The 22,693-nt window shown below is 38.7% G+C and carries 22 protein-coding genes; 10 read left to right on the plus strand and 12 right to left on the minus strand.

Features of this window, described 5'->3' with window-relative positions; genetic code table 11:
• Positions 1-105 precede the first annotated feature (105 nt).
• The 3 genes from ACLIBH_RS01935 (at position 106) to fdhD (ending at position 4,664) form a co-directional block, all read left to right on the plus strand.
• On the plus strand, positions 106-1,404 hold the full coding sequence (locus tag ACLIBH_RS01935; protein ID WP_439314979.1) for an L-lactate MFS transporter: 1,299 nt from the start codon (positions 106-108) through the stop codon (positions 1,402-1,404).
• A gap of 95 nt (positions 1,405-1,499) precedes the next feature.
• Positions 1,500-3,851, plus strand: coding sequence for an FdhF/YdeP family oxidoreductase (locus ACLIBH_RS01940; protein ID WP_439314980.1), 2,352 nt, complete (start codon positions 1,500-1,502; stop codon positions 3,849-3,851).
• Positions 3,852-3,866: 15 nt separating this feature from the next.
• The gene (fdhD, locus tag ACLIBH_RS01945) at positions 3,867-4,664 is read left to right on the plus strand and encodes a formate dehydrogenase accessory sulfurtransferase FdhD (protein WP_439314981.1); all 798 of its coding nucleotides are present in this window, start codon (positions 3,867-3,869) and stop codon (positions 4,662-4,664) included.
• Positions 4,665-4,694: 30 nt separating this feature from the next.
• Here the strand turns inward: fdhD and ACLIBH_RS01950 are convergent, their stop codons facing one another.
• The 5 genes from ACLIBH_RS01950 to ACLIBH_RS01970 form a co-directional block, all read right to left on the minus strand.
• Positions 4,695-5,141, minus strand: a complete 447-nt coding sequence (locus ACLIBH_RS01950; protein ID WP_439314982.1) for a hypothetical protein — start codon at positions 5,139-5,141, stop codon at positions 4,695-4,697.
• Positions 5,142-5,581: 440 nt separating this feature from the next.
• On the minus strand, positions 5,582-7,456 hold the full coding sequence (gene asnB / locus ACLIBH_RS01955; RefSeq protein WP_439314983.1) for an asparagine synthase (glutamine-hydrolyzing): 1,875 nt from the start codon (positions 7,454-7,456) through the stop codon (positions 5,582-5,584).
• Positions 7,457-7,536: 80 nt separating this feature from the next.
• Positions 7,537-8,421, minus strand: a complete 885-nt coding sequence (locus tag ACLIBH_RS01960) for a hypothetical protein (RefSeq protein WP_439314984.1) — start codon at positions 8,419-8,421, stop codon at positions 7,537-7,539.
• Positions 8,408-8,953 carry an RNA polymerase sigma factor gene (locus ACLIBH_RS01965; RefSeq protein ID WP_439314985.1) on the minus strand — a complete coding sequence of 182 codons (546 nt, stop codon included), beginning with the start codon at positions 8,951-8,953 and terminating at the stop codon, positions 8,408-8,410. The genes ACLIBH_RS01960 and ACLIBH_RS01965 overlap by 14 nt, the downstream gene beginning before the upstream one ends.
• Positions 8,954-9,256: 303 nt before the next feature.
• Complete coding sequence (locus ACLIBH_RS01970; RefSeq protein ID WP_439315034.1) at positions 9,257-9,928, minus strand: histidine kinase; 672 nt, start codon at positions 9,926-9,928, stop codon at positions 9,257-9,259.
• 438 nt (positions 9,929-10,366) lie between these two features.
• Here ACLIBH_RS01970 and ACLIBH_RS01975 point away from each other — a divergent pair, with 438 nt between their 5' ends.
• The 7 genes from ACLIBH_RS01975 (at position 10,367) to ACLIBH_RS02005 (ending at position 16,363) form a co-directional block, all read left to right on the plus strand.
• On the plus strand, positions 10,367-12,763 hold the full coding sequence (locus ACLIBH_RS01975) for a Na+/H+ antiporter subunit A (RefSeq protein WP_439314986.1): 2,397 nt from the start codon (positions 10,367-10,369) through the stop codon (positions 12,761-12,763).
• Positions 12,753-13,178 (plus strand): Na(+)/H(+) antiporter subunit B, encoded by a 426-nt coding sequence (locus ACLIBH_RS01980; RefSeq protein WP_439314987.1) that lies wholly within the window; start codon positions 12,753-12,755, stop codon positions 13,176-13,178. Before ACLIBH_RS01975 ends, ACLIBH_RS01980 begins: the two co-directional genes overlap by 11 nt.
• Positions 13,179-13,517 (plus strand): Na(+)/H(+) antiporter subunit C, encoded by a 339-nt coding sequence (locus ACLIBH_RS01985; RefSeq protein WP_439314988.1) that lies wholly within the window; start codon positions 13,179-13,181, stop codon positions 13,515-13,517.
• Positions 13,510-14,988, plus strand: a complete 1,479-nt coding sequence (locus ACLIBH_RS01990; RefSeq protein ID WP_439314989.1) for a Na+/H+ antiporter subunit D — start codon at positions 13,510-13,512, stop codon at positions 14,986-14,988. The genes ACLIBH_RS01985 and ACLIBH_RS01990 overlap by 8 nt, the downstream gene beginning before the upstream one ends.
• 268 nt (positions 14,989-15,256) lie before the next feature.
• On the plus strand, positions 15,257-15,739 hold the full coding sequence (locus ACLIBH_RS01995; protein ID WP_439314990.1) for a Na+/H+ antiporter subunit E: 483 nt from the start codon (positions 15,257-15,259) through the stop codon (positions 15,737-15,739).
• Positions 15,739-16,023, plus strand: coding sequence for a Na(+)/H(+) antiporter subunit F1 (locus tag ACLIBH_RS02000; RefSeq protein ID WP_439314991.1), 285 nt, complete (start codon positions 15,739-15,741; stop codon positions 16,021-16,023). Before ACLIBH_RS01995 ends, ACLIBH_RS02000 begins: the two co-directional genes overlap by 1 nt.
• Positions 16,001-16,363 (plus strand): Na+/H+ antiporter subunit G, encoded by a 363-nt coding sequence (locus ACLIBH_RS02005; protein ID WP_439314992.1) that lies wholly within the window; start codon positions 16,001-16,003, stop codon positions 16,361-16,363. Before ACLIBH_RS02000 ends, ACLIBH_RS02005 begins: the two co-directional genes overlap by 23 nt.
• Before the next feature lie 20 nt (positions 16,364-16,383).
• On the opposite strand, the gene ACLIBH_RS02010 is transcribed toward ACLIBH_RS02005, so the two are convergent.
• From ACLIBH_RS02010 to ACLIBH_RS02040, 7 genes are all read right to left on the minus strand, one after another.
• Positions 16,384-16,866 (minus strand): small multi-drug export protein, encoded by a 483-nt coding sequence (locus ACLIBH_RS02010; protein ID WP_439314993.1) that lies wholly within the window; start codon positions 16,864-16,866, stop codon positions 16,384-16,386.
• Positions 16,860-17,297 carry a hypothetical protein gene (locus ACLIBH_RS02015; protein WP_439314994.1) on the minus strand — a complete coding sequence of 146 codons (438 nt, stop codon included), beginning with the start codon at positions 17,295-17,297 and terminating at the stop codon, positions 16,860-16,862. The genes ACLIBH_RS02010 and ACLIBH_RS02015 overlap by 7 nt, the downstream gene beginning before the upstream one ends.
• Entirely contained in the window at positions 17,297-17,512 is a 216-nt protein-coding gene (locus tag ACLIBH_RS02020; RefSeq protein ID WP_439314995.1) for a helix-turn-helix transcriptional regulator, read from the minus strand. Before ACLIBH_RS02020 ends, ACLIBH_RS02015 begins: the two co-directional genes overlap by 1 nt.
• Before the next feature lie 349 nt (positions 17,513-17,861).
• On the minus strand, positions 17,862-18,794 hold the full coding sequence (locus ACLIBH_RS02025) for a DMT family transporter (protein ID WP_439315035.1): 933 nt from the start codon (positions 18,792-18,794) through the stop codon (positions 17,862-17,864).
• 148 nt (positions 18,795-18,942) lie between these two features.
• Complete coding sequence (gene rlmN / locus ACLIBH_RS02030; protein ID WP_439314996.1) at positions 18,943-20,004, minus strand: 23S rRNA (adenine(2503)-C(2))-methyltransferase RlmN; 1,062 nt, start codon at positions 20,002-20,004, stop codon at positions 18,943-18,945.
• Between the two features lie 361 nt (positions 20,005-20,365).
• A complete protein-coding gene (locus ACLIBH_RS02035; protein ID WP_439314997.1) occupies positions 20,366-21,523 on the minus strand; it encodes a M24 family metallopeptidase in 1,158 nt (385 codons plus the stop codon).
• A gap of 414 nt (positions 21,524-21,937) precedes the next feature.
• Positions 21,938-22,399 carry a chemotaxis protein CheX gene (locus tag ACLIBH_RS02040; protein WP_439314998.1) on the minus strand — a complete coding sequence of 154 codons (462 nt, stop codon included), beginning with the start codon at positions 22,397-22,399 and terminating at the stop codon, positions 21,938-21,940.
• Between the last annotated feature and the right edge of the window lie 294 nt (positions 22,400-22,693).

Raw genomic sequence — 22,693 nt, forward strand, 5'->3', positions numbered from 1 at the left:
CAACTATGTCTACATATTATTAATTTCAAGCACAAATAATCTCGTTCTTTTAGGGAAGAACGATAGATAAAAAATATACTATATATAACAAAAGGAGAGTAGTAAATGGAAAAAACAAAAAACCGATGGCTAATTGCTGCTTCTGCACTAGGTATTCACTTATCTATTGGATCTGCTTATGCGTGGAGTGTATTTACAAACCCTCTGTCCGACCAATTTGGTTGGAGCCAAACAGAAATATCGCTTGCTTTCAGTATTGCAATTTTTTTTCTTGGGACTTCTGCTGCTTTTATGGGTGGGTTTGTCGAAAAAAAAGGCCCTAAAACATCTGGCATGCTAGCAGCCGTTTTTTTCGGAGTTGGTGTAGCTGGGTCAGGAATTGCTACTGCAACTGGTTCACTTTTTCTATTATATTTATTTTATGGCGTAATTGGCGGGACTGGATTAGGAATAGGGTATATCTCTCCAGTGTCAACGCTCGTTAAGTGGTTCCCTGACCGACGCGGATTAGCTACAGGGCTAGCGATTATGGGATTTGGTTTTGCAGCATTATTAAGTGGTCCAATTGCCGCTAAGTTACTTGAAACAATCGGCCTAACGCTTACCTTCTTTATTCTTGGTGCCGCTTATTTTGTCGTAATGACGCTATCGGCGCAATACTTAGCACCACCACCAAAAGGTTGGTTGCCTGCTGGATTCAAAGAGAAAGAACAATCTGGTCGCATAAAAATTAAAAAAGATTTGTCTCAGCTTACCGCCAATGAAGCAGTAAAAACGAGACGATTTTGGATGCTTTGGTTTATGCTGTTTATAAACGTTACGTGTGGCATTGCCCTTCTTGCTGTTGCATCACCAATGGCGCAGGAAATTACTGGCATGACAGCAATTACAGCAGCTACAATGGTAGGAATAATGGGACTGTTCAACGGTGCTGGCAGATTAGGCTGGGCTAGCTTATCGGATTATATTGGACGTCCAAACGTATATACTGCCTTTTTCATTATTCAAATTGCTGCATTTCTATTACTACCAATTTCATTCAACGCAGTCTTGTTTATGATTTTGCTTTATGCAATTATGACGTGTTATGGGGGCGGATTTGCTTCAATTCCAGCTTACATTGGCGATTTATTTGGAACGAAACAACTCGGAGCGATCCATGGTTATATATTAACCGCTTGGGCAATGGCTGGTGTTGTAGGACCTATCCTGCTATCATTTATTTATGATAAAACGAATAGCTATAACATGACACTTATTATTTTCTCTGCATTGTTCGTAGTCGCCTTTGGTATATCGATTTGGATTCGAGCGGACATTAAAAGACTGCAACAAAACGAGCAAAAAGCACCATTATCTAAGCTTGCTGGTGAAATAAACTATGTAGGTACAGAACAACAGTAATGTACGAATCTATCAGTCTATTATCAGTCTATTATTACTTTAATCAATAAAAAGAGCGCAACGTTAGACATGAATGAAATGGAGTTGAATAATAATTGGGAAAAACAAAACATACAGGGCCCATTCGCTTATCAAAGAAACCAGACCCTAGTTTATGGGCGAGTAAGATTCCATTTGGCCTTGGAAAGATTAAGCCACACCATATTCGCGATACGGTGAAAGTTGCTTGGGAAAATCGTGACAATTTACCGTATGCTACACGGATTATTACAAAAGGCGTATGTGATGGGTGCGCACTCGGTGTACAAGGTCTGAAGGATCAAACGTTGACAGGCCCACACCTTTGTACAACTCGATTAAATGTACTACGCCTTAACACTATGCCTGCAATGAAAGAAGAAGTGCTACATGCGGATATCGATGAACTACGGAAAATGAGTAGTGCAGAATTGCGAACGTTAGGACGCATCCCGTATCCACTTATTCGTAAGCCTGGCGATAAAAAGTTTAGCCGTATTTCTTGGGATGCAGCGCTTGACAAAATTGCCGCAAAAATGAAAAAGCTAGACCCGAAGCAGTATGCTTTTTACTTAACTGCTCGTGGAATTACGAATGAATCGTATTATGTTGCCGGTAAGGTTGCCCGATTTCTCGGAACGAACAACATTGATAATGCCTCACGGATATGTCATTCCCCGTCTAAAACAGCTCTTTCTCGTTCAGTAGGAATCGGGGCATCAAGCTGTAATTATAAAGACTGGATTGGCACAGATGTCCTCGTTTTTTGGGGCTCGGTTGCAGCGAACAACCAACCTGTTTCTACGAAATATATGTATGCTGCTAAACGAAAAGGGACAAAGATTATTATTATTAATCCATACCATGAACCAGCAATGGATCAGTATTGGATACCTTCCGTCGCGGAATCTGCTCTGTTTGGTACAAAAATCGCCGATGATGTATATCAGGTAAATATCGGCGGAGACATTGCATTTATGCACGGAATAATGAAGCATTGGTTTGCAATGGAGGAAGCAACGCATGGATCAGCTATTGATCATGCTTTTGTCGAACAACACGTAAATGGATACGAAGCGTTAAAAGAACAGGTTGCTCAATATAGTTGGGAGCAGTTAGAGAAGTCATCCGGTCTTAGCAAGGAACGTATGATGGAATTAGCAGAATTACTTGCCAAATCTAAGTCTGGCGTTTTTGTATGGTCAATGGGTCTTACGATGCACCGGTTTGCAACTGACAACATTTCACAAGTAGCTAACCTTGCGTTATTACGAGGGTTTTTAGGGAGAGAACATTGCGGTCTTATGCCAATTCGCGGCCATTCTGGAGTTCAAGGCTCTGGTGAAATGGGTGCCGATCCATTCTCTTTGCCGGGTGGTGCAATGGATGCCGAAAATCGCGCACGCCTTAAAGACGTTTGGGGCTTTGAAATCCCTGACTGGCAAGGAGATATCGTCGGTGTTACACTCGAAAACAGTCTACTTCCTGAAGACCATGAACGGAAATTAAAGCTGTATTATATGTCTGGGGGTAACTTCCTAGAAACGATGCCAGATCCTGACTTTGTTAAGCAATGTTTGGAAAATGTAGATATACGTGTGCACCAAGACATTATTTTCAATACGTCTACCTTTGCCGATGCAAAAGAAGCTGTCATTGTTTTACCAGCTATGACAAGGTACGAACAACCTGGTGGTGGCACATCGACCTCGACAGAGCGGATGGTTTACTTTTCACCGGAAATAAAAGGGCCACGCATTCAAGAGGCCCGTTCCGAGTGGGAAATTTACCTCGATTTAGCAAAACGAGTTAAGCCGGAAGAAAGCCATATTATCGATTTCAAGGATGCATATGCCATTCGAGATGAAATTGCTGTTGCAGCACCAAATTATGATGGGATTCAGCATCTAAAGCAGAGTGGCGATGTCTTTCAATGGGGGGGTGCTTGGCTCTGTGAAGGTGGAGAATGTCCTACTGCTGACGGAAAAGGCAACTTAATCCCTGTCGAATTACCTGAACTACGTAAGCCGGAAGGACATTTTTATGTAACGACGAGACGTGGCAAACAGTTTAACTCAATGATTTATGATGAAAAGGATCCATTTAATAATGCAGATCGATACGACGTCTTAATGAATGAAGAAGATGGCAGGAAGCATGACATCGTAGAAGGCGATGCGATTGTCGTCTTTAACAAGTATGGAACGTTTAACGGAAGAGCTAAATTTGTACCCGTAAAAGCAGGCAATATTGAAGTACACTTTCCAGAAGGAAATGCATTAATTCCAATGGGCGTTTATGAACAATTTGCTGGCATACCAGAATACCAAGCTGCAGTAATTGTTGAAAAGGCAGATACGTATTTCGCCCAAAAAGATAGAAAGTATGTAGAGAAACGAATTGAAGAATTAGAATTAGAGACGAGCTAAAGGGATGTTAAAATAATGACCGAAAACGTGCATGTAAACTGGAAAACCGTCCAAATTAATAGCGGCTCACGTACTACGCTCAACGATCACGTTGCAACAGAGTATCCGCTCACTATCTATTTGAACGGAAAAGAGTTTGCAACCATTGTATGCACTCCAACAGATTTGCAAGATATGATTATCGGTTTTCTCGCTTCGGAGGGCATTATTCTCTTCGCCGACGAAATAACAGACCTTACGATTGATCGTGATCGCGGCTTTGCCCATGTAACAATTCGTAAATCTCTCGAAGATTATGAGCATGATCATTCGAAGCGATTTATCGGTTCCTGTTGTGGTAAAAGTCGACAGTTTTACTTCAAAAGCGATGTAAAAACAGCGAAAACCATTACAAGCAAAATGAAAGTAACCGCTAGTGAATGCTTTTCTTTAATGAAAAAAATGCAAACTGCATCTACCCATTTCAGAGACACTGGCGGTGTCCACAATGCTGCTTTATGTACACGCGATCAGTTAATAACGATTCGTACGGATATTGGTAGACATAACGCACTCGATAAAATATACGGGCATATTTTGGCTCAACGAATTCCATTGCACGATAAACTAATCGTTTTTAGTGGGCGCATTTCCTCAGAAGCTCTACTAAAGGCAGCAAAAATAGGGACGGGTATAGTCGTTTCAAAGTCAGCACCAACAGACCTTGCGCTAAAGTTAGCGGAAGATCTAGGAATCACTGCTATTGGTTTTGTACGAAAAGAAAAAATGAATATATATACACACCCGTACCGCATACGTAATGATTTGTCCTGAAACATCCACAATGACCCGCTTCCTCATGTATTATAATGAAGAAGCGGCATTTCTTTTTTTGTAAAAACTCGTTATAACCGTATACCCTAAAATCATTTCAAAAATATACAAGGTCGATGGCACAGCAAGAATTGCTTGATTAAAGGTCACACTTGGTATTGATAAAAACGATAATGGGCCGAAATAAATGAGAAATGGGTAGTAAGCAAAAAAGAATGCCGGTACTGCGAATACGAGTAGCTTGCCTATATTGAGCTGCCACTTTCCTTCCTTTTTTCGCTCTTTACGAATATGCACAAAGCCTACCAGACAGCCGATCAGTGGATAGACTGTAAAGACAAATGTCATTTTAAAAAAGTAGTTAAATGTCATGCTAGCATATTCCGATATTTTGTACTCAGCGATAATTACCCCGAGCATTACAGTAAAAAAGATAACAGCATAGTACCCATACGCTTTTATATTAATAAATGTCACTTCTTTCCCCCTCTCGTATATTATGTTTACGCATTATTATTCCGCCTATTGTTTCTATATCAATAATTGGGTATGTTATACCCGTTACTTTGCACTACAGGCGGACGCTTTCCGCGGGCATGGCTTGAGCCTCCTCGGAAGAAAACCACTTTCTGTGAGGTCTCAAGACGCTTGCTTTTCCCGCCGGAGTCGCCGCCTTTCGTTCCAAGTAACTCATAAGTGCAAGCATTGGTATAAGTGATTGAGTCCCTGTCTGAATAATATGTCAAGCATCTTGGACGTTCCGTCATATTCCTAGACAATGGTCTTAGGATCATTTTGGATTCTTATCCCCCTCATGTATTCAATCTTATGATTTAGTAGTCCAACTTTTGCATTGATGTTACTTATTTCATTTTATCATAACTGCACATGCATTTAGACAAAACATTCAAAATACTTTACGCATAACGTCTCGTTTCAGTAAAAGCGTTGTGCTGTTCTTTTGCAAATTGTTGATGCCACAAGATAAACATAAGGACGGTCCATATTTTCCTGGAATAATCTCCTTTATTTGTACTGTGCTGCTCCAGCAATTTCATGACGTATTCTTTAGAAATAAATTCATCGATTTCGCTTTCTTCGATCAATTGTTTCGCCCATAAATACAATTCCCTTTTTAGCCAAAGCTTTATTGGAACTGGAAAGCCGAGCTTTTTTCGATGTAAAGCTGCATCTGGCACTTCTCCTTTGAATGCGTCCCGTAAAATTGCTTTAGTCGTTCTTCCTTTTATTCGTTCCGAGACTGGAATCATACGAGCTACATCAAATACATTTTTATCCATAAAGGGAAGACGCAGTTCAATTGCATTTGCTTTTGTTAATTTTTCCGCTTTTAGCAAAATATCTCCCGGTAACCATGTATGGAGATCAACAAATTGCATTTGTGTAATGAAATCTTCATCTTGAACACGATTATAAATTTCTTTTGTAATTGTTTGATACGTACAGCTCTCACTATACTCGAGCATAACTTTCCTTTTTTCCTCTTCTTCAAAAATCTTTGCATTGCCGATATACCGCTCAACTAAAGGGGTCGTTCCCCGTATCAGAAAACCTTTGCCCTTTACGCCTTCAGGTAAGATCGCCGCTAAATTCCGAAGCGCTTTATGAATTCCATCGGGTATATAGTTAAATAATTTTAAGGCATGAGGCTCGCGGTAAATTTGATAACCGCCAAAAAGCTCATCTGCCCCTTCGCCGGAAAAAATCGTATCTACATGCTTCTTTGCTTCACGCGCTGCTATAAACAACGGGATTGCAGCAGGATCTGCTAATGGATCACCTAATGCCAACACAACTTCTGGTAATACACGTACAAATTCATCGGGTGTAATGACATGAGAAATATGCTCAAGTCCGAGTTTGTCTGCTGTTTCTTTTGCTGCTTCAATTTCCGAATAACCTTTTTCCGCAAATCCGACAGAAAAAGTTTTTAGTTGCGGATAGACTTCCTTTGCCATTGTCGCTATAATAGCCGAATCAATTCCTCCTGACAAAAATGATCCTACTGCGCCTTCAGCTGGCATTTGCCGCTGAATCGATTCAGCGAGGACTTCTCTCGTACGATGGGCCATCTGATATTTATGAGCTGTTACCGGACGAAACCTCGGGGAAAAATACTGTTGCATCGATACAGTCCCTCCCATACGCTTTTCAAAGTAATGCCCTGGCTTTAGCTTGTATATTCCTCCCGTTAAAGTTAGTGGCTCTGGTACATATTGATAGGAAAGGTAGTGTTGCAAGCTTTTTTTAGCTATACAATGCTCATAGCTATTAAATAATACGCTTTTTTTATCGGTTGCAACAATGATCTCCGCTTCACTATCCAAGTAATATAACGGTTTAATGCCAAAAGGATCTCTTGCTCCGTAAAGCTTTCTTTCTTTGAAATCCACTATTGCAATGGCAAACATTCCATTCAATTCCTCGAATGCGGCTGTTCCTTTTAACTGAAAAAGAGCAGCCACAATTTCCAACACACCGTTACTTTCTAGTACAACTCCTTTATCTTCGACTTGCTTTTGCAAGGAATGTTTATTAAATATTTCGCCAGCAAACATCATGCAATACCGGTCTTGGCCGAACCTATACGGTTGCTCTTTCGATTTATGCACGTCCCCTTTGTAACCAAACGCTATGTTCTTATCATAAAAAACCATCTCTTCATGTTTCATATTCGAGGATAACATCTTAGTTTTCTGTATTATTTCAGACCGATGCTCGGCACTAAAGCATAAATCGTCTTGTAATAGAACGGTTAAAAACCCACTCATTTTTTCACATCCTTGACATATTCATTACGTAAGCAAACGAACACTTTGCTCAAATGGATATAATCGATTTTACATAGCATTTATTCAATAACTTCAAAGCTTTCCAGCATGGCATCAAATCGTGCAGAATGTCCTTCCAATGCTTCAAAAAAGGATTTTTGTGTAATGATGAACACGTCTCCGTCTTTTTGCTTTGCAATATAGTACCTATAAACAGGCGTATCCCAATGCCTAGCTGTTATGCCTAAGTTGTCTGTATATTCTTCGCCATAGGACATCATCATATATCCTGCAATTGGATCCTCTACTTGCTCTTCACGGAAAAGCTCCATATTTTCGTCCTCTATATCTCTCCTAATTTCTGCTCGTGCTTCTTCTACTGTTAGTTCCATCCGCTTGATTTCCATAGCTACTTCCGGATAGTCTTCACCAATAGGGGGATTGGGAACAATGAGATCCCTCGCTTCGCCCTTTTCGAACGTATATCTGGATGTATCAATATAAATGATATAACGGAGTGTATCGTTTGTTTTCAGCTCGGTGTGAACAACTTCTTTTATCCCCTCTAGCTCGATTTCTACCTCTTTTTCCTTAACAAATTTTTCTATTTCTTTTTGAAATTCATCTCTCTCATTTTCTTCTTTATCATCCTCTTGTTCATCTTCTATCGTCGCTTCCGGGTCTGTTTCAGGATGTCGTTCCTTTTCTTCCACAAATAGATCTCTTAACGTATGCATAATTGTCTCACCTTGTGGAGCTGCTGATCCGATCCATACGACTGCGATAACGATCGCTGTAATTGTCGCAGCAGTAATGCTCCATGCTTTTCGCTTAACAGGAACGATTTGCTCTGAAAACAATTCGTTTTCAATTCGATTCCAAGTCAATTGCTTTAGTTCTTCAGCGGGTTCCGTTTCTTTGTTAAGTGTTTTCTTTATTTCCTTATCCAATTTATTCTTTCTCAATATATTCACCTCCAATGACTTCTTTAAATTTGAATCGCGCCTTATAAAGTCGTGACTTTACTGTGTTAACATTCAGTTCTAAAAATGTTGCTATTTCCTGTTCAGTAAAACCATTCATATATTTAAGTGTTAATACGGTTCGATGGTTTTCGTTCAGCTTGCTTAAAACGTCCTGAACAAATTCATTCGGTGTTATCTCATTGCCTGTCGCTTGTTCTTTGAAGTAATCAAGGACATCCACATCATCTATAGCTATCGCCTGTTTATTTTGCTTTTTCATGTAACGCCTGCTTTCATTAAGCAAAATTTTATAAAACCAAGGCTTAAAGGGCTGATCCATTTTAAAAGCATCGATATTGCGATAGACTTTCACGAAGGTCTCTTGGACGATATCGGATGCGTGGTTTGGATTGCGCGTAATCGCATAAGCCGTTCTAAGTGCATAATCGGCATAGGCATTATAGAGTTTGCCAAACGCTTGTTGATCCCCCTTTTTTATTTTTTTTAACCATTTCTTTTCCGAGTCGAACAACAGGCTCAGCCTCCTTTGTGCAACATTCTATAAGATATACCTCATAAGTCTGTAAAAAGTTTTCACATTTCCAAAAAAAAAGTTGCCAACCAGATGAATCAAAACATTTACCGTTGTAGCCATGTTTTAGTTGGGGAGGGAGAGGTGCTCCCCCTCATTGTAAAAGGTTTCCGTTAGCTGGTTGCTTTAGTACAGCTACTACGTCGCAGCAGCAAAAACCTTTCTATTAGTGTGATAGCCTTCAAGTTTTCTAGACAAGAAAAAAGTGAAAGCTGAATTCATACGATTCGCCTTCACTTTACTTTAGTTGTTGTTTGTATTTTTTTCGTTGCAATTCGGTGGTTCTTTAATCTGTTTATTAACGTGGTTTTCCACTACGTTTACTTCATACGTCTTGCCGCCATAAGCGAATTTGAAAATGCCGTTATTAAAATCTGTACCAATCTCTTTGTAAAATACGCCTTCATAATAAATGTCTTTTGACTTTGTAAACCGAAGAACATACCCTTGCTCTGCCTTTTCTAAAAATCCACGAACACCCTTTTCATACGTCGTGTCGCTTTCTCCTTTTAATGTACGATCAACGGCGACGATGTGAATATCAATAAATAAAAGCTCGCGTAGCAATACGTTGACGAAGGAGCCTTTCGTAATCTCTTCCCAACGGTTTTGCGGTGCCTCTCCAATTATTACTTGCGTTATATTGTATTTGTGCGCTACTTCTTTTATCGTTTTAACCGATGATCGCGTTTCATTATCCTTTAAGATAAATTTATCGACTTCTAGTTCCTTGGAAAGGTCTTTCCATTGCTCAATATATGTGAGCTTTTCCGCATCGAATTCATCATATGGCCGCTTATCTACCGTTAATACATATAATGGGCAATCGAGCATTTCTGCCAATTTATGTCCACGTCGAATTAGTCGCTCCCCGTTTGGTCCATAGTAAACACAGACAAGGATGCTTTCATCCATACGACCTTTCTTTTTTCCTCTCCCCACTGTATGTCACCTCTTTTTTCATTGTGCACGTGCCGATTTATACTCCCGTGAAACGCTCGTATAATGTGCACGAACGATAAAAGTACTATATAATTAATTAGGCAGCTCGTTTCCTAATCGTTCCAGTCTAAATCCGTACGTAGTATAAACGCATCACTTGTATAGCCTATTGTAGTCTTTATTTATAAAAATTGCTAGGTAATACACGTTCCTTTTTTTAAACTGTATATACGAACGATCGACATTAGTATTCGATTCTGAGCGCTTAATTTTTTTCAATGAACACGCATGTTCAATAAACACGACCATTTATTTCACCGCTTTACATTTTCCAGTCATTGCACTACCACTCATTTCTATTCATGAATAAAAAAACCTATTATATATAGAAACGAAATAGGAGGCTTCCACTTGTTAACGGTAAACTTGGCTATTTTCGTTCCATTTATAGCTGCCATGCTTATTGTCTTATTATATAAAAGAAATACACACATCCACTTCGGGTGGTTTGTAATCCTTGTTCCTTTTATATTATTTATTTCTCTATTTGCACAGATCCCTAATATTGCAAGCGGCAAGACATATAGTTATACATTACATTGGATTCCCTCTTACAACTTAAATTTAATTACATACTTAGACGGGCTAAGCATCCTTTTCGGCTTATTAATTACCGGAATTGGAACACTCGTTATCTTGTATTCTATTTATTATCTTTCTACTGATGAATCGTTAAAACATTTTTACACGTATTTGCTTTTGTTTATGGGGAGTATGCTTGGCGTTGTTTTTTCAGACCACTTAATTGTTTTGTACGTGTTTTGGGAGCTAACGAGTATATCGTCTTTCTTACTTATTGCCTTTTGGTATCATCGTAAAGGCTCTCGTTACGGAGCAAAAAAGGCATTATTAATTACGGTCTTTGGTGGCTTCGCAATGCTTGCCGGTTTTATTATGCTCGCTTCAATTGCAGACACCTTTCGTATACGTGCCATTGTGGAGGTAGCTTTCCAATTAAAAGATCATGACTTATTTTTACCTGCTGCACTTTTAATATTAATTGGTGCATTTACAAAATCGGCACAATTTCCATTTCATATATGGCTTCCAGATGCAATGGAAGCACCTACTCCGGTTAGTGCTTATTTGCATTCTGCCACGATGGTAAAGGCAGGGATTTATTTGGTTGCACGGTTCACGCCGGTTTTTGGCGGGGAGCAATTGTGGTTTTGGCTCATAAGCAGCATCGGCTTTATCACATTATTATGGGGAGCCTTTAGTGCAATTAAACAAACCGATTTAAAAGCGTTGCTCGCTTATTCAACCGTTAGTCAGCTTGGCTTAGTCATGGGATTACTCGGAATTAGCTCACTTGCACTACAAACGAACGCAACTGTAAATTCCATATTATTCACACAGGCAGCGTTTGCCGCATTATTTCACTTAGTCAACCACTCAACATTTAAAGGTGCGTTATTTATGGTCATTGGAATCCTTGATTTTCGAGTTGGTACACGGGACATTCGTAGATTAGGTGGACTTATGGCCGTCATGCCAGCGTCGTTTACCATTGCTTTAATCGGCAGTTTTTCCATGGCAGGTCTACCGCCATTTAATGGATTTTTAAGTAAGGAAATGTTTTTAACTGCGATTGTGCATGTAGAGCAGTTAACGATTTTTTCCCTTGACTCGCTCGGCTTCGTTTTCCCTGTCATCGGGTGGATAGCTAGTGTATTTACATTTGTCTATTGTTTGATTCTTATTTTCAAAACATTTTTTGGCACATTTCAAAAAGAAGTTAGAGCAGAGGTTAAAGAAGCGTCCGTTGGAATGCTTACTGCGCCAGCCCTTTTAGCTATATTAATCATTGCTATCTTTTTCTTCCCAAACGTACTTGGGGATTACGTATTGCGACCGGCACTTGCAAGTATTTTTCCTGCCGGCACCCCGTTATCGAACGAACCAATTCAAGCATGGAGCGGCTTCTCTGTGGAATTATTAATGACGATCGGCATTTTAATTGCTGGTGTTATTTTATATTTATCGTACCGTTATTGGCGGTCCATTTACCGACTGTTTCCAAAAAAGGCTTCTTTCGACGCATTGTACCATCTGCTTATAACAGGGATAGAGGACGGCTCTCGTTCCTTAACATCTCTTTATATGACGGGGTTTTTACGACACTATTTGGCATCTGTTTTTCTTTTCTTAATCGTAGCAACAAGTATCGCACTAATTAAACTGAAGGCTCTTTCTTTCCACTTCATAAACGATACTGAAATCGGCTTTTTCCATTGGACGTTGAGTATCGTTATGGTCATTACGGCCATTGCAATTTTGTTTGCAAAAACCCGTTTGATCGCAATTTTACTAAACAGCTTGCTCGGATTTTCAATTGCGATGTTTTTCGTTTTATTTCGTGCGCCAGATCTAGCGCTCACTCAGCTTGTAGTTGAAACGGTTACAACTGCATTATTCCTTCTATGCTTTTACTTTTTACCCGCTTGGAAAAGAAATCCGCTTGAAAAAAGCGTGAAAAAAGTACGCTTACTGCTCTCTATTGCAACGGGCGGCGTCTTTACTGCTGTCGCTCTTGCTGTAAAAAGTGAGCACTTGTTCAATTCTATTTCCACCTATTACGAAAATTCGTTTGAGCTTGCAGGCGGGAAAAATATTGTCAATACAATATTAGGAGACTTTCGAGCGTTTGATACGATGCTTGAAGTCATCGTAATCTTTATCGCCGGCATTGGTGTATATACGTTAATTTCGTTTAAAAAAAGCAGAGGTGCACGTAATGAAGATTAATGATGTTATATTACAGTCGATTACAAAAGTCGTCGTCTTTATTATTTTAACGCTTGCCCTCTACCTGTTTTTCTCTGGCCACCACGCACCTGGGGGAGGGTTTATAGGTGGACTTGTGCTTGCGTCTGCATTTGTATTGCTTTATCTCGCCTTTGATACAGAGACGATTGAGAAAAGTATTCCGCTTGATTTTAAAATTGTCGCCGCATTTGGTGCATTGCTTGCAGTAGCAAGTGGAACAGGTGCGTTACTATTTGGCGCCCCTTTTCTAAGTCAATCGTTTGCGTACGTTCAACTTCCTTTTTTTGGAAAGGTTGAGCTTACAACAATAACTATTTTTGAAGCAGGGGTTGCTTTAACCGTTGTTGGAGTCGTTGTAACGATTATTCTAAGTATTAGTAAGGACGTGGAATAGATGGAATCATTAATGATTGTTGTCGCAGGAGTGCTTGTTACTGTCGCTACCTACTTAATGCTATCCAAAAATATCATTCGCATTATCCTGGGAACGGCCATCTTAACTCATGCCGTCCATTTGTTATTGTTAACGATGGGCGATTTAAGTGCTGATAACGTACCTATTATTCGTGAAGGTCGCACTACATATGCGGATGCTTTGCCTCAAGCACTTATTTTAACTTCTATCGTCATTAGCTTTGGAATAACCGCCTTTTTTCTTGTGTTGGCTTACCAAGCATTTAAGAAAACAGGAACCGATAATTTAGATAAAATGAGAGGGAATTATTATGAATAATTTAATTGCTGCACCAATGATACTCCCGCTTTTTATCGGAATCATTCTTGTTTTTCTCCGATCATATATCTCCATCCAAAGGTGGATAACCATTTTAGTCATGGTCGTCATTAGTGTCATTAGTGTTTTTGTTTTAGGAACAATTCAGAAGGAAGGCATTATTCGACTTGATTTCGGAGGATGGACTCCTCCATTCGGTATTCTTTTTGTTGCAGACTCCTTTGCGATGCTGCTCGTTCTATCAACTAGTGTTGTTAGCGTAATTTGTTTAATGTATGCCGCTTTTTCGATTGGAAAAACAATAGAGAAAATGTATTTCTATCCGTTTACTCTTTTTTTAATTTCAGGTGTTAATGGTTCCTTTTTAACTGGGGATTTGTTTAATTTATTCGTTTGCTTTGAAGTAATGCTGTTAGCTTCTTATGTTCTCATCACCATTGGAGGACGCAAACACCAATTTAAAGCTGCTATTACGTACATTGCAATAAACGTTTTATCTTCTTGGATATTTTTAGTTGCGATTGCTTATTTATACGGCGCACTTGGCACGTTAAATTTTGCGCATTTATCAGAAAGGGTATCAGAAGTAGGTCAAACACCTTTGTTAACTGTTATAAGCCTGCTTTTCTTGCTCGTATTCAGTATAAAATCTGGACTCGTTTTATACCAGTGGTTACCTGGTTCGTACAGCGCGCCTCCTACAGCTATTGCTGCGTTGTTTGGTGCATTGTTAACAAAAGTAGGTATCTATGCCTTTATGCGTATGTTTGCACTCATTTTTTACCACGAGCCACAAATAACCCATACCGTCATTGGGATTATGGCTGGCCTTACATTAATTGGGGGAAGCATTGGTGCAATCGCCTTCACTGACATACGCCAAATCGTATCCTATAACGTTATAATTGCTGTCGGATTTATTTTAGTTGGCTTTGCATTATTCACACCAACAGCTATAGAAGGGGCTATATATTATTTCTTACATGATATGGTTGTTAAAGCGTTGTTGTTTTTATTAGCTGGTACTATGATATCACTGACCGGGACAGCTAAAATAGAAGATATGAGCGGACTCATCCGAAATTATCCGCTGTTCGGTTGGATGTTTTTTATTGCCGTACTTTCTTTAGCTGGTATTCCTCCATTAAGTGGATTTATTGGAAAGCTTCTAATTGGTATAGGTGCGGTAGATGCAAAAGCGTATGGATTACTTGCTGTTAGCTTTTTGTCTGGACTGGCTGTTCTATATTCTTTATTACGCATCTTTATGAGCTCCTTTTGGGGAGAAACAATTATTAGCTCCGAGGAGGAAAAGCCATTAAAGCGTGGATTGCTTATTCCCTGTACGATACTTACTGCTGCTACTATTATTCTCGGATTCGGGTCAGAAGGGATTGCTATATACGTAGCGGACGCAGCCCATACGTTAATGAATCCAGACGTATACATTGATGCAATATTATATAAATAAATTCTTACGCTTAAATCGAGTCGATGCACAGCGTTCAAAAGATTGGAAGCTCAGTATCTCTGTGTAATAACTTCGATTTCCTTCCCATTCTTGCATGCTTTTAGCTTAGAAAAAGTGTATGAATCGCTAAGTGGCACTATATATACGTAACAGCGGAGGACTTTTATGTTGCGTACGTATCTACTCATTGGCGCATCATTTTTTGAATACTAATTGTTCTGTGACTTATTTCCATACGGACACATCCGTATTAACGAGGTGAAAAAGGATGCCTGCACAGTTTATTTTAAACTTATTTATAGCCTTGCTATGGGTTCTGTTTCAGGATGAGGAAGTATTTCGTTTTGAAACGTTTGTCGCTGGGTTTATTGTTGGTATTGCGATTGTATTTTTAATGCGTCGTTTTTTTGGTGGGCGTTTTTATTTACATCGATTACTCTCCGTGATAAAACTAATTTTTATATTCATTTGGGAATTAGTCCTGTCAAGTGCTGTCGTTATCAAACAAATAGTGAGTCCTAAAATAGATATTGAACCAGGGATTTTTAAATATGAAACGGTATTAAAAGGAGAGTGGGAAGTACCGACACTTGCTCTTCTCCTCACCTTAACGCCAGGATCTGTCGTAATGGAAGTAACGCCAGAGGGCAATGCGTTTTACATTCATGCAATGGATATTAATCGATACCGCGGCGATTTAGAGCGTTCCTTAAAAAGATTTGAAAAAGCGATTATGGAGGTGACGCGCTAATGATTAAGTCTATTCTAATTCTATCTTTACTCTTATTTGGAGCTGCTATTGCAATTACGTTAATACGAGCAATCGTTGGCCCTACGTTTCCAGATCGTGTAATTGCAATGGATGTTATCGGAGTTAATTTAATTTCAGCGATTGCAATCGTTTCAATCTTATTCCAAACGAAGGCGTTTCTAGAAGTAATCTTAATATTAGGGATTTTAGCATTTATTAGTACGATTTCCTTTTCAAAATTTATCGAAAGAGGTGTTATTATTGAACGGAAACGAAAGCATTGAGCTCATCGGTGCATTACTCATTTTAATTGGAAGCATTATTAGCGTGATTAGCGCAATAGGAATCATCCGCTTTCCCGACGCATATACGCGGGCACACGCCGCAACAAAAACAACGACACTTGCTGTTTTAATTACACTCGTCGGTGCCTTTCTTTATTTTTGGTTTGACGAAGCGTATGTAAGTGTCCGGTTGTTGCTCGGTATTATTTTTGTATTTATTACAGCTCCTGTTTCCGGACACCTCATATTACGTGCAGCCTACCGCGCAAAAGTTCCGATGGCTGACTCGACGGTTGAAGACGAGTTGAAAGATGTCATTTTTCGAAAAGATGCGAACTGAAACGTAGCACTGTAGTAGCATTAATCAATCTTTAATAGCCTTGTAATAAATCCTAAGTTTTCTTCATCAGCAATAAAATAACCGAAGCCAAAATGTGCCGCTGATCCAAGAACGATTGTCCAAGCAAGTAAGCTTGCTGTCATTAAAACAAACGTTTTTTTCCGTGTGCCACCAAAAGTTAATGCTAAAAAAGCCGATAAATGACTGCCGACAAAAAACGGCCCAATGAACGCCAGTCCCGGTAGTCCATATTTATTCCACAATGATTGCGCTCGCTGACCCCTTTTCGATTCTGTCTTTTTCTTTCTACGTTTTTTCATCCAGCTGCGAATTTTATCTAAAAATACGATTAGTAATAGGATCGTCAAAAAGTTGCCCGAAAAAGCGACAATCATCACTGGAATGGCCGGCAATCCCCCAACAATGGCAACCGGAACAATCGTTATTAGTTCAAAAAACGGTATCGCTGCAACTAAGAAAATAATTAAATACGTTATTAACACTCCTCATCCCCCTCTTTCAACAAAGTACGCATTTCATACCAATAAATAAAATATTGGATTACACCTAATACGACCAATATCCATATAGCTATATATGGAATAACAGTATGTAAAATAGTTACGAAAACAATGCTAGCTGGTATAGCAAAATAATAGAATATGTACACTTTACGTGTTGCCTTATAGGTTGCCCACTGCATCCCCTCATCTTCTTCTCTAAGCTCATACGGAATATACGTGATAATATTTATTTTCTTGTTTGGATATTTTTTATTATGATAAATTAAGAGCCCTAAATACGTAACAAAAAAGATAATAACCGGATATAAAAACAGTTCAAAAGCCCATTGTTCCTCTACTCCTACATAAACTACTCCGATCGATATTAACATTGCCATCATTACAAAAGGAGATCGCAATATCCTTTCCATTAATCTGATTCCTCCTTTTCCTTAGCTAACCAAAAAACTTCCTCTAAAGGGAGCTGAAAAACATTGGCAATTTTTAGCCCTAATGTAATCGATGGTTGATAATCGCCTTTTTCAATCAACCCAATCGTTTGCCTCGTTACATCAACTAATCTCCCCAGCTCTGTTTGAGAGTACTGATCGCGAGCTCTTAATTCTCTTACCCGATTACGAAGCATGAACACGTCCCCTTTCCATCGTAGCTTGTCCATTGTATAATAACCTTTACAAAATGTAAACAATCGTTAACATTTTGTTGTATATAATTTACATGTTTGCTTGCGTTAATTTCCTATTATTATAACGAAACAGGCAGCCGTAATTTTTATTTATATTATTTATGGCCTAGCAGCTTAGACTTATTAGGTAATAGCATTTAAGCTAATAACAGGCATTATAAAAGATGACCACGATTCTACATCGAGATCACCTTTTTCGTAAAATAGTTTTATTGAATTGTCTTACTGTTTACATCAATCGATTGAACTACTAACTGCCGATACTCTTTTATTCACCTATACAACATTTTCAACTTACTTGTTTATTTAATTGCTCCTTCCTTCCCGCGCGAGTTCCCATGATTACACCCGTAATAATGAAAAAAGAGCCGATCAACTGAATTGGCTGTACAATTTGGTGCAGGACAATATATCCGATAACCATTGCAGCAAAAGGCTCCATATTTAGAAACAATGATGAAGCAGATGCACCAACTTTTCGTACTGCTCCATTCCATAAAATCGTACAAATACCATTCGTCAAAATAGCTGTACCAATGAGTAGTAACCAATAATTAAGATCAATATGTGTTACTTTCTGAAAATGCTCCAAGCGTAAAAAAGGAAAAAATAATATAAGCCCAAAAAGGCTCGTATACACGGTTATGATCATAGGCTTTAGATGCTTCGATAAATATTCTACAAGTACAAGATAGATTGAATACGTTAGTATCGTAACACCAATAAGCCCTTCTCCTTTTCCTATATGCAGTGTGAACGCACCACCTTCTGATACGACGAGTGAAACACCAAAAAAGCTAATTACAATTCCAATCCAAAAATACACTTTTCGTCTTTCCTTTAAATATATATACGTAATTAACGAGGTTAACAATGGTCCAAGTGCATATATTAATGCAGCTGTGATCGGATCTGTATACATTAAACCGGTATACATACTCCAATGACTGAGTGAAATTCCGATAAACCCTGCTAATGCTAAAACAAGCAACAAATGAAAGGCGATTTTCGCTCGCATCATAAAGCGCCAGCCTACGAATAGTAAAAAGATATTAATAAATACGAGTCGAAGGAAAGCGAGCGCAACCGGATGAAATACATCTACAAGCAACGCACCGAAAACAAACGAACTTGCATAGCATGTTACACAAAATACTAATATCGTATACACTTTAAAAGAATGAACTGGCCGTTCCGTACTGAGCATTGGCTGCTTTAGCATCTCACCCACGCTGGTCCCTCCTAATTTTATACGTAATACTTTATGTACACCTTTACTCCGAACCCTTTATTCAAAATATTCAATCATAAAATGCACTAATTTTGGCCACTCCTATATGAATAGAAGTGACCTTAATTCGTTACCTATTTTATGCTCTTTTGTTCATCTGCTTGCTTCGAAGCTGACCACAGGCAGCATCTATATCTGCACCCTGCTCCCAGCGAACACCACAATTAATTCCATTCTTTTTTAATGTTTCATAGAAGTTTTGGATTGTGGCTGTTTTACTTCGTTGATATTGATTATGTTCATCTACTGAATTGTATGGAATTAAATTTACATATGCAAGATGGCGATGGTTATACAATAGTTTCGAGAGCTCAATTGCTTCCTTCTCATGATCATTCACATCATGAAGCATAATATATTCGTACGTAATTCTGCGGTTCGTTTTTTCTAAATAGTAATCGACCGCTTTCATCAACTTTTCAATTGGAAAAGCACGGTTAATTTTCATGATTTTCGTACGCAACTCATTATTTGGTGCGTGAATGGAAATTGCCAAATTCACTTGAATACCGGTATCGGCAAACTCGTAAATTTTATGCGCCAATCCACTGGTCGATACGGTAATATGTCTTGCCCCGATATTTAAACCGTTATTATCATTAACAATGTAAAGGAAGTCCATTAAATTAGTAAAGTTATCAAACGGCTCGCCAATTCCCATGACAACGATGTGACTGACACGCTCCTCTTTCCCTTGACGATCGAGGTGTGCCTGTACCTTCATGATTTGCTCTACAATTTCACCACTCGATAAATCTCGGCTTTTCTTTAATAAGCCACTCGCACAAAATGTACAGCCGATATTGCAGCCAACCTGAGTCGTAACACAGACAGAAAGACCGTAATTAAAACGCATTAAAACCGTTTCAATTAAATTTCCGTCCTGTAATTTAAATAAGAACTTGATCGTTCCATCGGAGGATTCTTGTTTAATTTCCTGCTCTAACGTTTGCATCACAAAATTATCTTCCAGCAATTGTATGCATCGCTTGTTCACATTTTTCATTTCTGAAAATTGCGCTATACGCTTTTTATAAAGCCAATCCCATACTTGCTGTGCACGGAACTTCTTTTCACCATTTTCCAGTAGCCAATTCGTCAGCTGTGTATATGTCAATCCATAAATGGATGGTTTTGTCATTGTATATCCTCTTTTCTAAAAGTTGCATTACTATCCTATTTTATAGAAGATAAACAGCAGTAGCAACTAGTTTGAATGAATAGTCGATTGAGTCAAGTATTTGTGGGTGTTATTTTAAGAAGTAAAAAAACCTCTCTTTGTATTCGTTAATTTTAGTATTGCTTCCTACCGACCGCAGTAGATATACACTACGCTTTCCGTGGACAGTGAAAATCAACGGTGTTATTCATGTGTATATCGTTCGAAGTATAATTGATCACATATTATCTAGTTAGATTCGTGCATCTGTTCCCCCACAAACATTTTACTCATACTGAATAGTCTACGGAATATACGTTAGATTATAATGGGAATCTTCAACTTATCCAATTTGATGAAGCTCTCTACTCCCACCTGATAAGATTTCGTATCCATCTTTTGTAATTACGATATTTTCTTCCAGCACGAAAGCACCAAGCTCATTAATAATTCCTGGCTCCAAATTAATAATCATTCCCTCTTGCAAAACCGTATGATCATTAACTATGACAGACGGTGGTTCCGTACTCATTAGCCCCATACTATGTCCTAGCCTTCCACATTCAAAGCTGGCAGAAAGCCCAGCCTTCCCCATTTCTCTTGCACATATCGTTGCAACTTCTGAAGTTTGAATGCCTGGTCGTAGGTATTCTGCCGTTCGCATCGTCACTTCATGTATCTTTTGCTGAAAAGCTGTGCGTTTGGAGCATGGTTTTCCAACATACCCTGTTCGACAAAAGTCCGACCAATACCCTTTATATTTTGCACCAAGGTCAAGAAGAATAAAATCCCCTTTGGAAACAATCCGGCTTGTTGCTGTTTTGCTCATTCGTTCATAGTTTCCCTGTCCCGAGGTAATAATTACAAAGCCAGGGTAATGCGCTCCACCTTCCAGCATATACTTTTGCACGATGCGAGCTATTTCGATCTCTGTCATTCCCGAATGTATATGAGCAAACGTTTGATCATGTGCGTAACTCGTTGCAGCACACGCTCGTTTAATGCAAGCAATTTCCTTTTCCGACTTGATCATTCGTTGACTCCATATGAGATCAGATGCGTCAACAAACACAGCTTGTGACAGCTTTTGTTTCAGCGATTCGTACATGTTTATTTGTATTCCTATTAATTGTTCATATCCTTTTTCAAAGCCTATCTTACCTTTTATCATATGTAATGCTTCCATAATACCTATCATTTCTGACAGAGCAGGTCCGCCTATCCCTTCAAAATAACGCACTTCACATCCTTTAGCAATTGCTTTTGCATCCGGGTATTGGAAAACATGAACATACAATACAGGTATTCCAATTACAGGGATAAACAACAGTATCGGACGTGTCATTGTTGTCCACGGCGCGTGCGTATGAAAGTCGGAATAATAATTAATATTAGCTTCTGCTGAAATTACAAGTCCACTATAGCCGGCTGTATCCAACTTTACTTGACAGCGCTTGATTCTATTTTGAATATCGTTTTCAGTAAAATGTATTTCATTCATCGCTTCAACCTGCCTTCGCATTTAATGAACTACTTACTCAGTAATAGTATTGTATTTGTATGTAATATACGACATATTACTGTGTTTCCCTTTAAATAGTTAACATTTTAGGAAATCATTTTTTAAATAGACACATTGAAGCGGTTAGAGGAAAGAAAGGAACAGAAGATTAAACGTTAATAAACATTCCTTCAATAGTTCCTTTCTGAAATATAATAAGTATATATTGTTCATTAAACGCAGCCGGCTTGTGCACCTCCAAAAAACGAATTTTCAAGGCACATGACCATCTGCAAGACAAATGAGTACATCCGGAGCGCAACATCGCTTTATCAAGGAACATATATATTCCCAGAGCTAATCACGTGTATTAATCTGATATTAAACGTAGCGAATCGTTATTAAACATAATCTTTAATCAACGAGCAAATAAATCGCCATATCTCCTGTACCATAAAAATCAACATTCATTTTAATCGCTAATTCATAGCCCGATAATTCAGCGTCACCTTGCAAAATTGTAGGAGCGGTAATATCTATGTTTATTCCATTCTGTTCAATTATGGATGATAAATTTCCTGCCAGCATATTCCCAAGCTCACCGCTAAAAGAACGGAGCATTTCTTGTTCAATAGGCATACCGAACATTGTCTGTCCTATATTCCCAAACGTTTCCATATTGCCTTCTAATATCAGCTTTCCTTTAATATCTCCGGTAATTCCGATGAACACACCAAATTGTAGGTTGAAAGACTTTTGTAGCAACGACGGTTTTGATAACTCGTGCTCTAGTGGTACAACCATTTTTAGTGCGGCTGTCGTTCCATTTAGCAATTCTTTAATTGAATGATTTCTGTTTTCGATTACTTGGGTCATGTAAAGCGCTCCTTTTATGTTTAACCTTGTAGTCATGTGTTTGTATACCTGTTTAACGTTAAAACTGCGGCCATTAATTAATAAGATAAAATGGCCAAGTATGCTCCAAAACGGATTGGTACGTATTAAGCAGTGTGCACGAGCACGTTAGACTCTATAGCTTTTCGGGTTATCTTTTGAGTCGTTTATTTTTTTACATCAATTTATTATTTTTTAATATTATATGAATTTTTGACAAATTACAACAGTTTTCGACACATCTCACTTAAAATCGTTACTACATATAACGACTGT

This window comes from Virgibacillus sp. W0430 (genome assembly GCF_051846935.1).
Lineage (GTDB): Bacteria > Bacillota > Bacilli > Bacillales > Amphibacillaceae > JBPYCR01.

Bases quoted from the DNA above. Each gene is read 5' to 3' on its own strand.
- ACLIBH_RS01935 (WP_439314979.1), top strand. From the start codon at position 106: ATGGAAAAAACAAAAAACCGATGGCTAATTGCTGCTTCTGCACTAGGT.
- fdhD (WP_439314981.1), top strand. From the start codon at position 3,867: ATGACCGAAAACGTGCATGTAAACTGGAAAACCGTCCAAATTAATAGC.
- asnB (WP_439314983.1), bottom strand. From the start codon at position 7,456: ATGAGTGGGTTTTTAACCGTTCTATTACAAGACGATTTATGCTTTAGT.
- ACLIBH_RS01970 (WP_439315034.1), bottom strand. From the start codon at position 9,928: ATGGATGAAAGCATCCTTGTCTGTGTTTACTATGGACCAAACGGGGAG.
- ACLIBH_RS01980 (WP_439314987.1), top strand. From the start codon at position 12,753: ATGAAGATTAATGATGTTATATTACAGTCGATTACAAAAGTCGTCGTC.
- ACLIBH_RS01985 (WP_439314988.1), top strand. From the start codon at position 13,179: ATGGAATCATTAATGATTGTTGTCGCAGGAGTGCTTGTTACTGTCGCT.
- ACLIBH_RS01990 (WP_439314989.1), top strand. From the start codon at position 13,510: ATGAATAATTTAATTGCTGCACCAATGATACTCCCGCTTTTTATCGGA.
- ACLIBH_RS01995 (WP_439314990.1), top strand. From the start codon at position 15,257: ATGCCTGCACAGTTTATTTTAAACTTATTTATAGCCTTGCTATGGGTT.
- ACLIBH_RS02000 (WP_439314991.1), top strand. From the start codon at position 15,739: ATGATTAAGTCTATTCTAATTCTATCTTTACTCTTATTTGGAGCTGCT.
- ACLIBH_RS02015 (WP_439314994.1), bottom strand. From the start codon at position 17,297: ATGGAAAGGATATTGCGATCTCCTTTTGTAATGATGGCAATGTTAATA.
- ACLIBH_RS02020 (WP_439314995.1), bottom strand. From the start codon at position 17,512: ATGCTTCGTAATCGGGTAAGAGAATTAAGAGCTCGCGATCAGTACTCT.
- ACLIBH_RS02025 (WP_439315035.1), bottom strand. From the start codon at position 18,794: ATGCTAAAGCAGCCAATGCTCAGTACGGAACGGCCAGTTCATTCTTTT.
- rlmN (WP_439314996.1), bottom strand. From the start codon at position 20,004: ATGACAAAACCATCCATTTATGGATTGACATATACACAGCTGACGAAT.
- ACLIBH_RS02035 (WP_439314997.1), bottom strand. From the start codon at position 21,523: ATGAATGAAATACATTTTACTGAAAACGATATTCAAAATAGAATCAAG.
- ACLIBH_RS02040 (WP_439314998.1), bottom strand. From the start codon at position 22,399: ATGACCCAAGTAATCGAAAACAGAAATCATTCAATTAAAGAATTGCTA.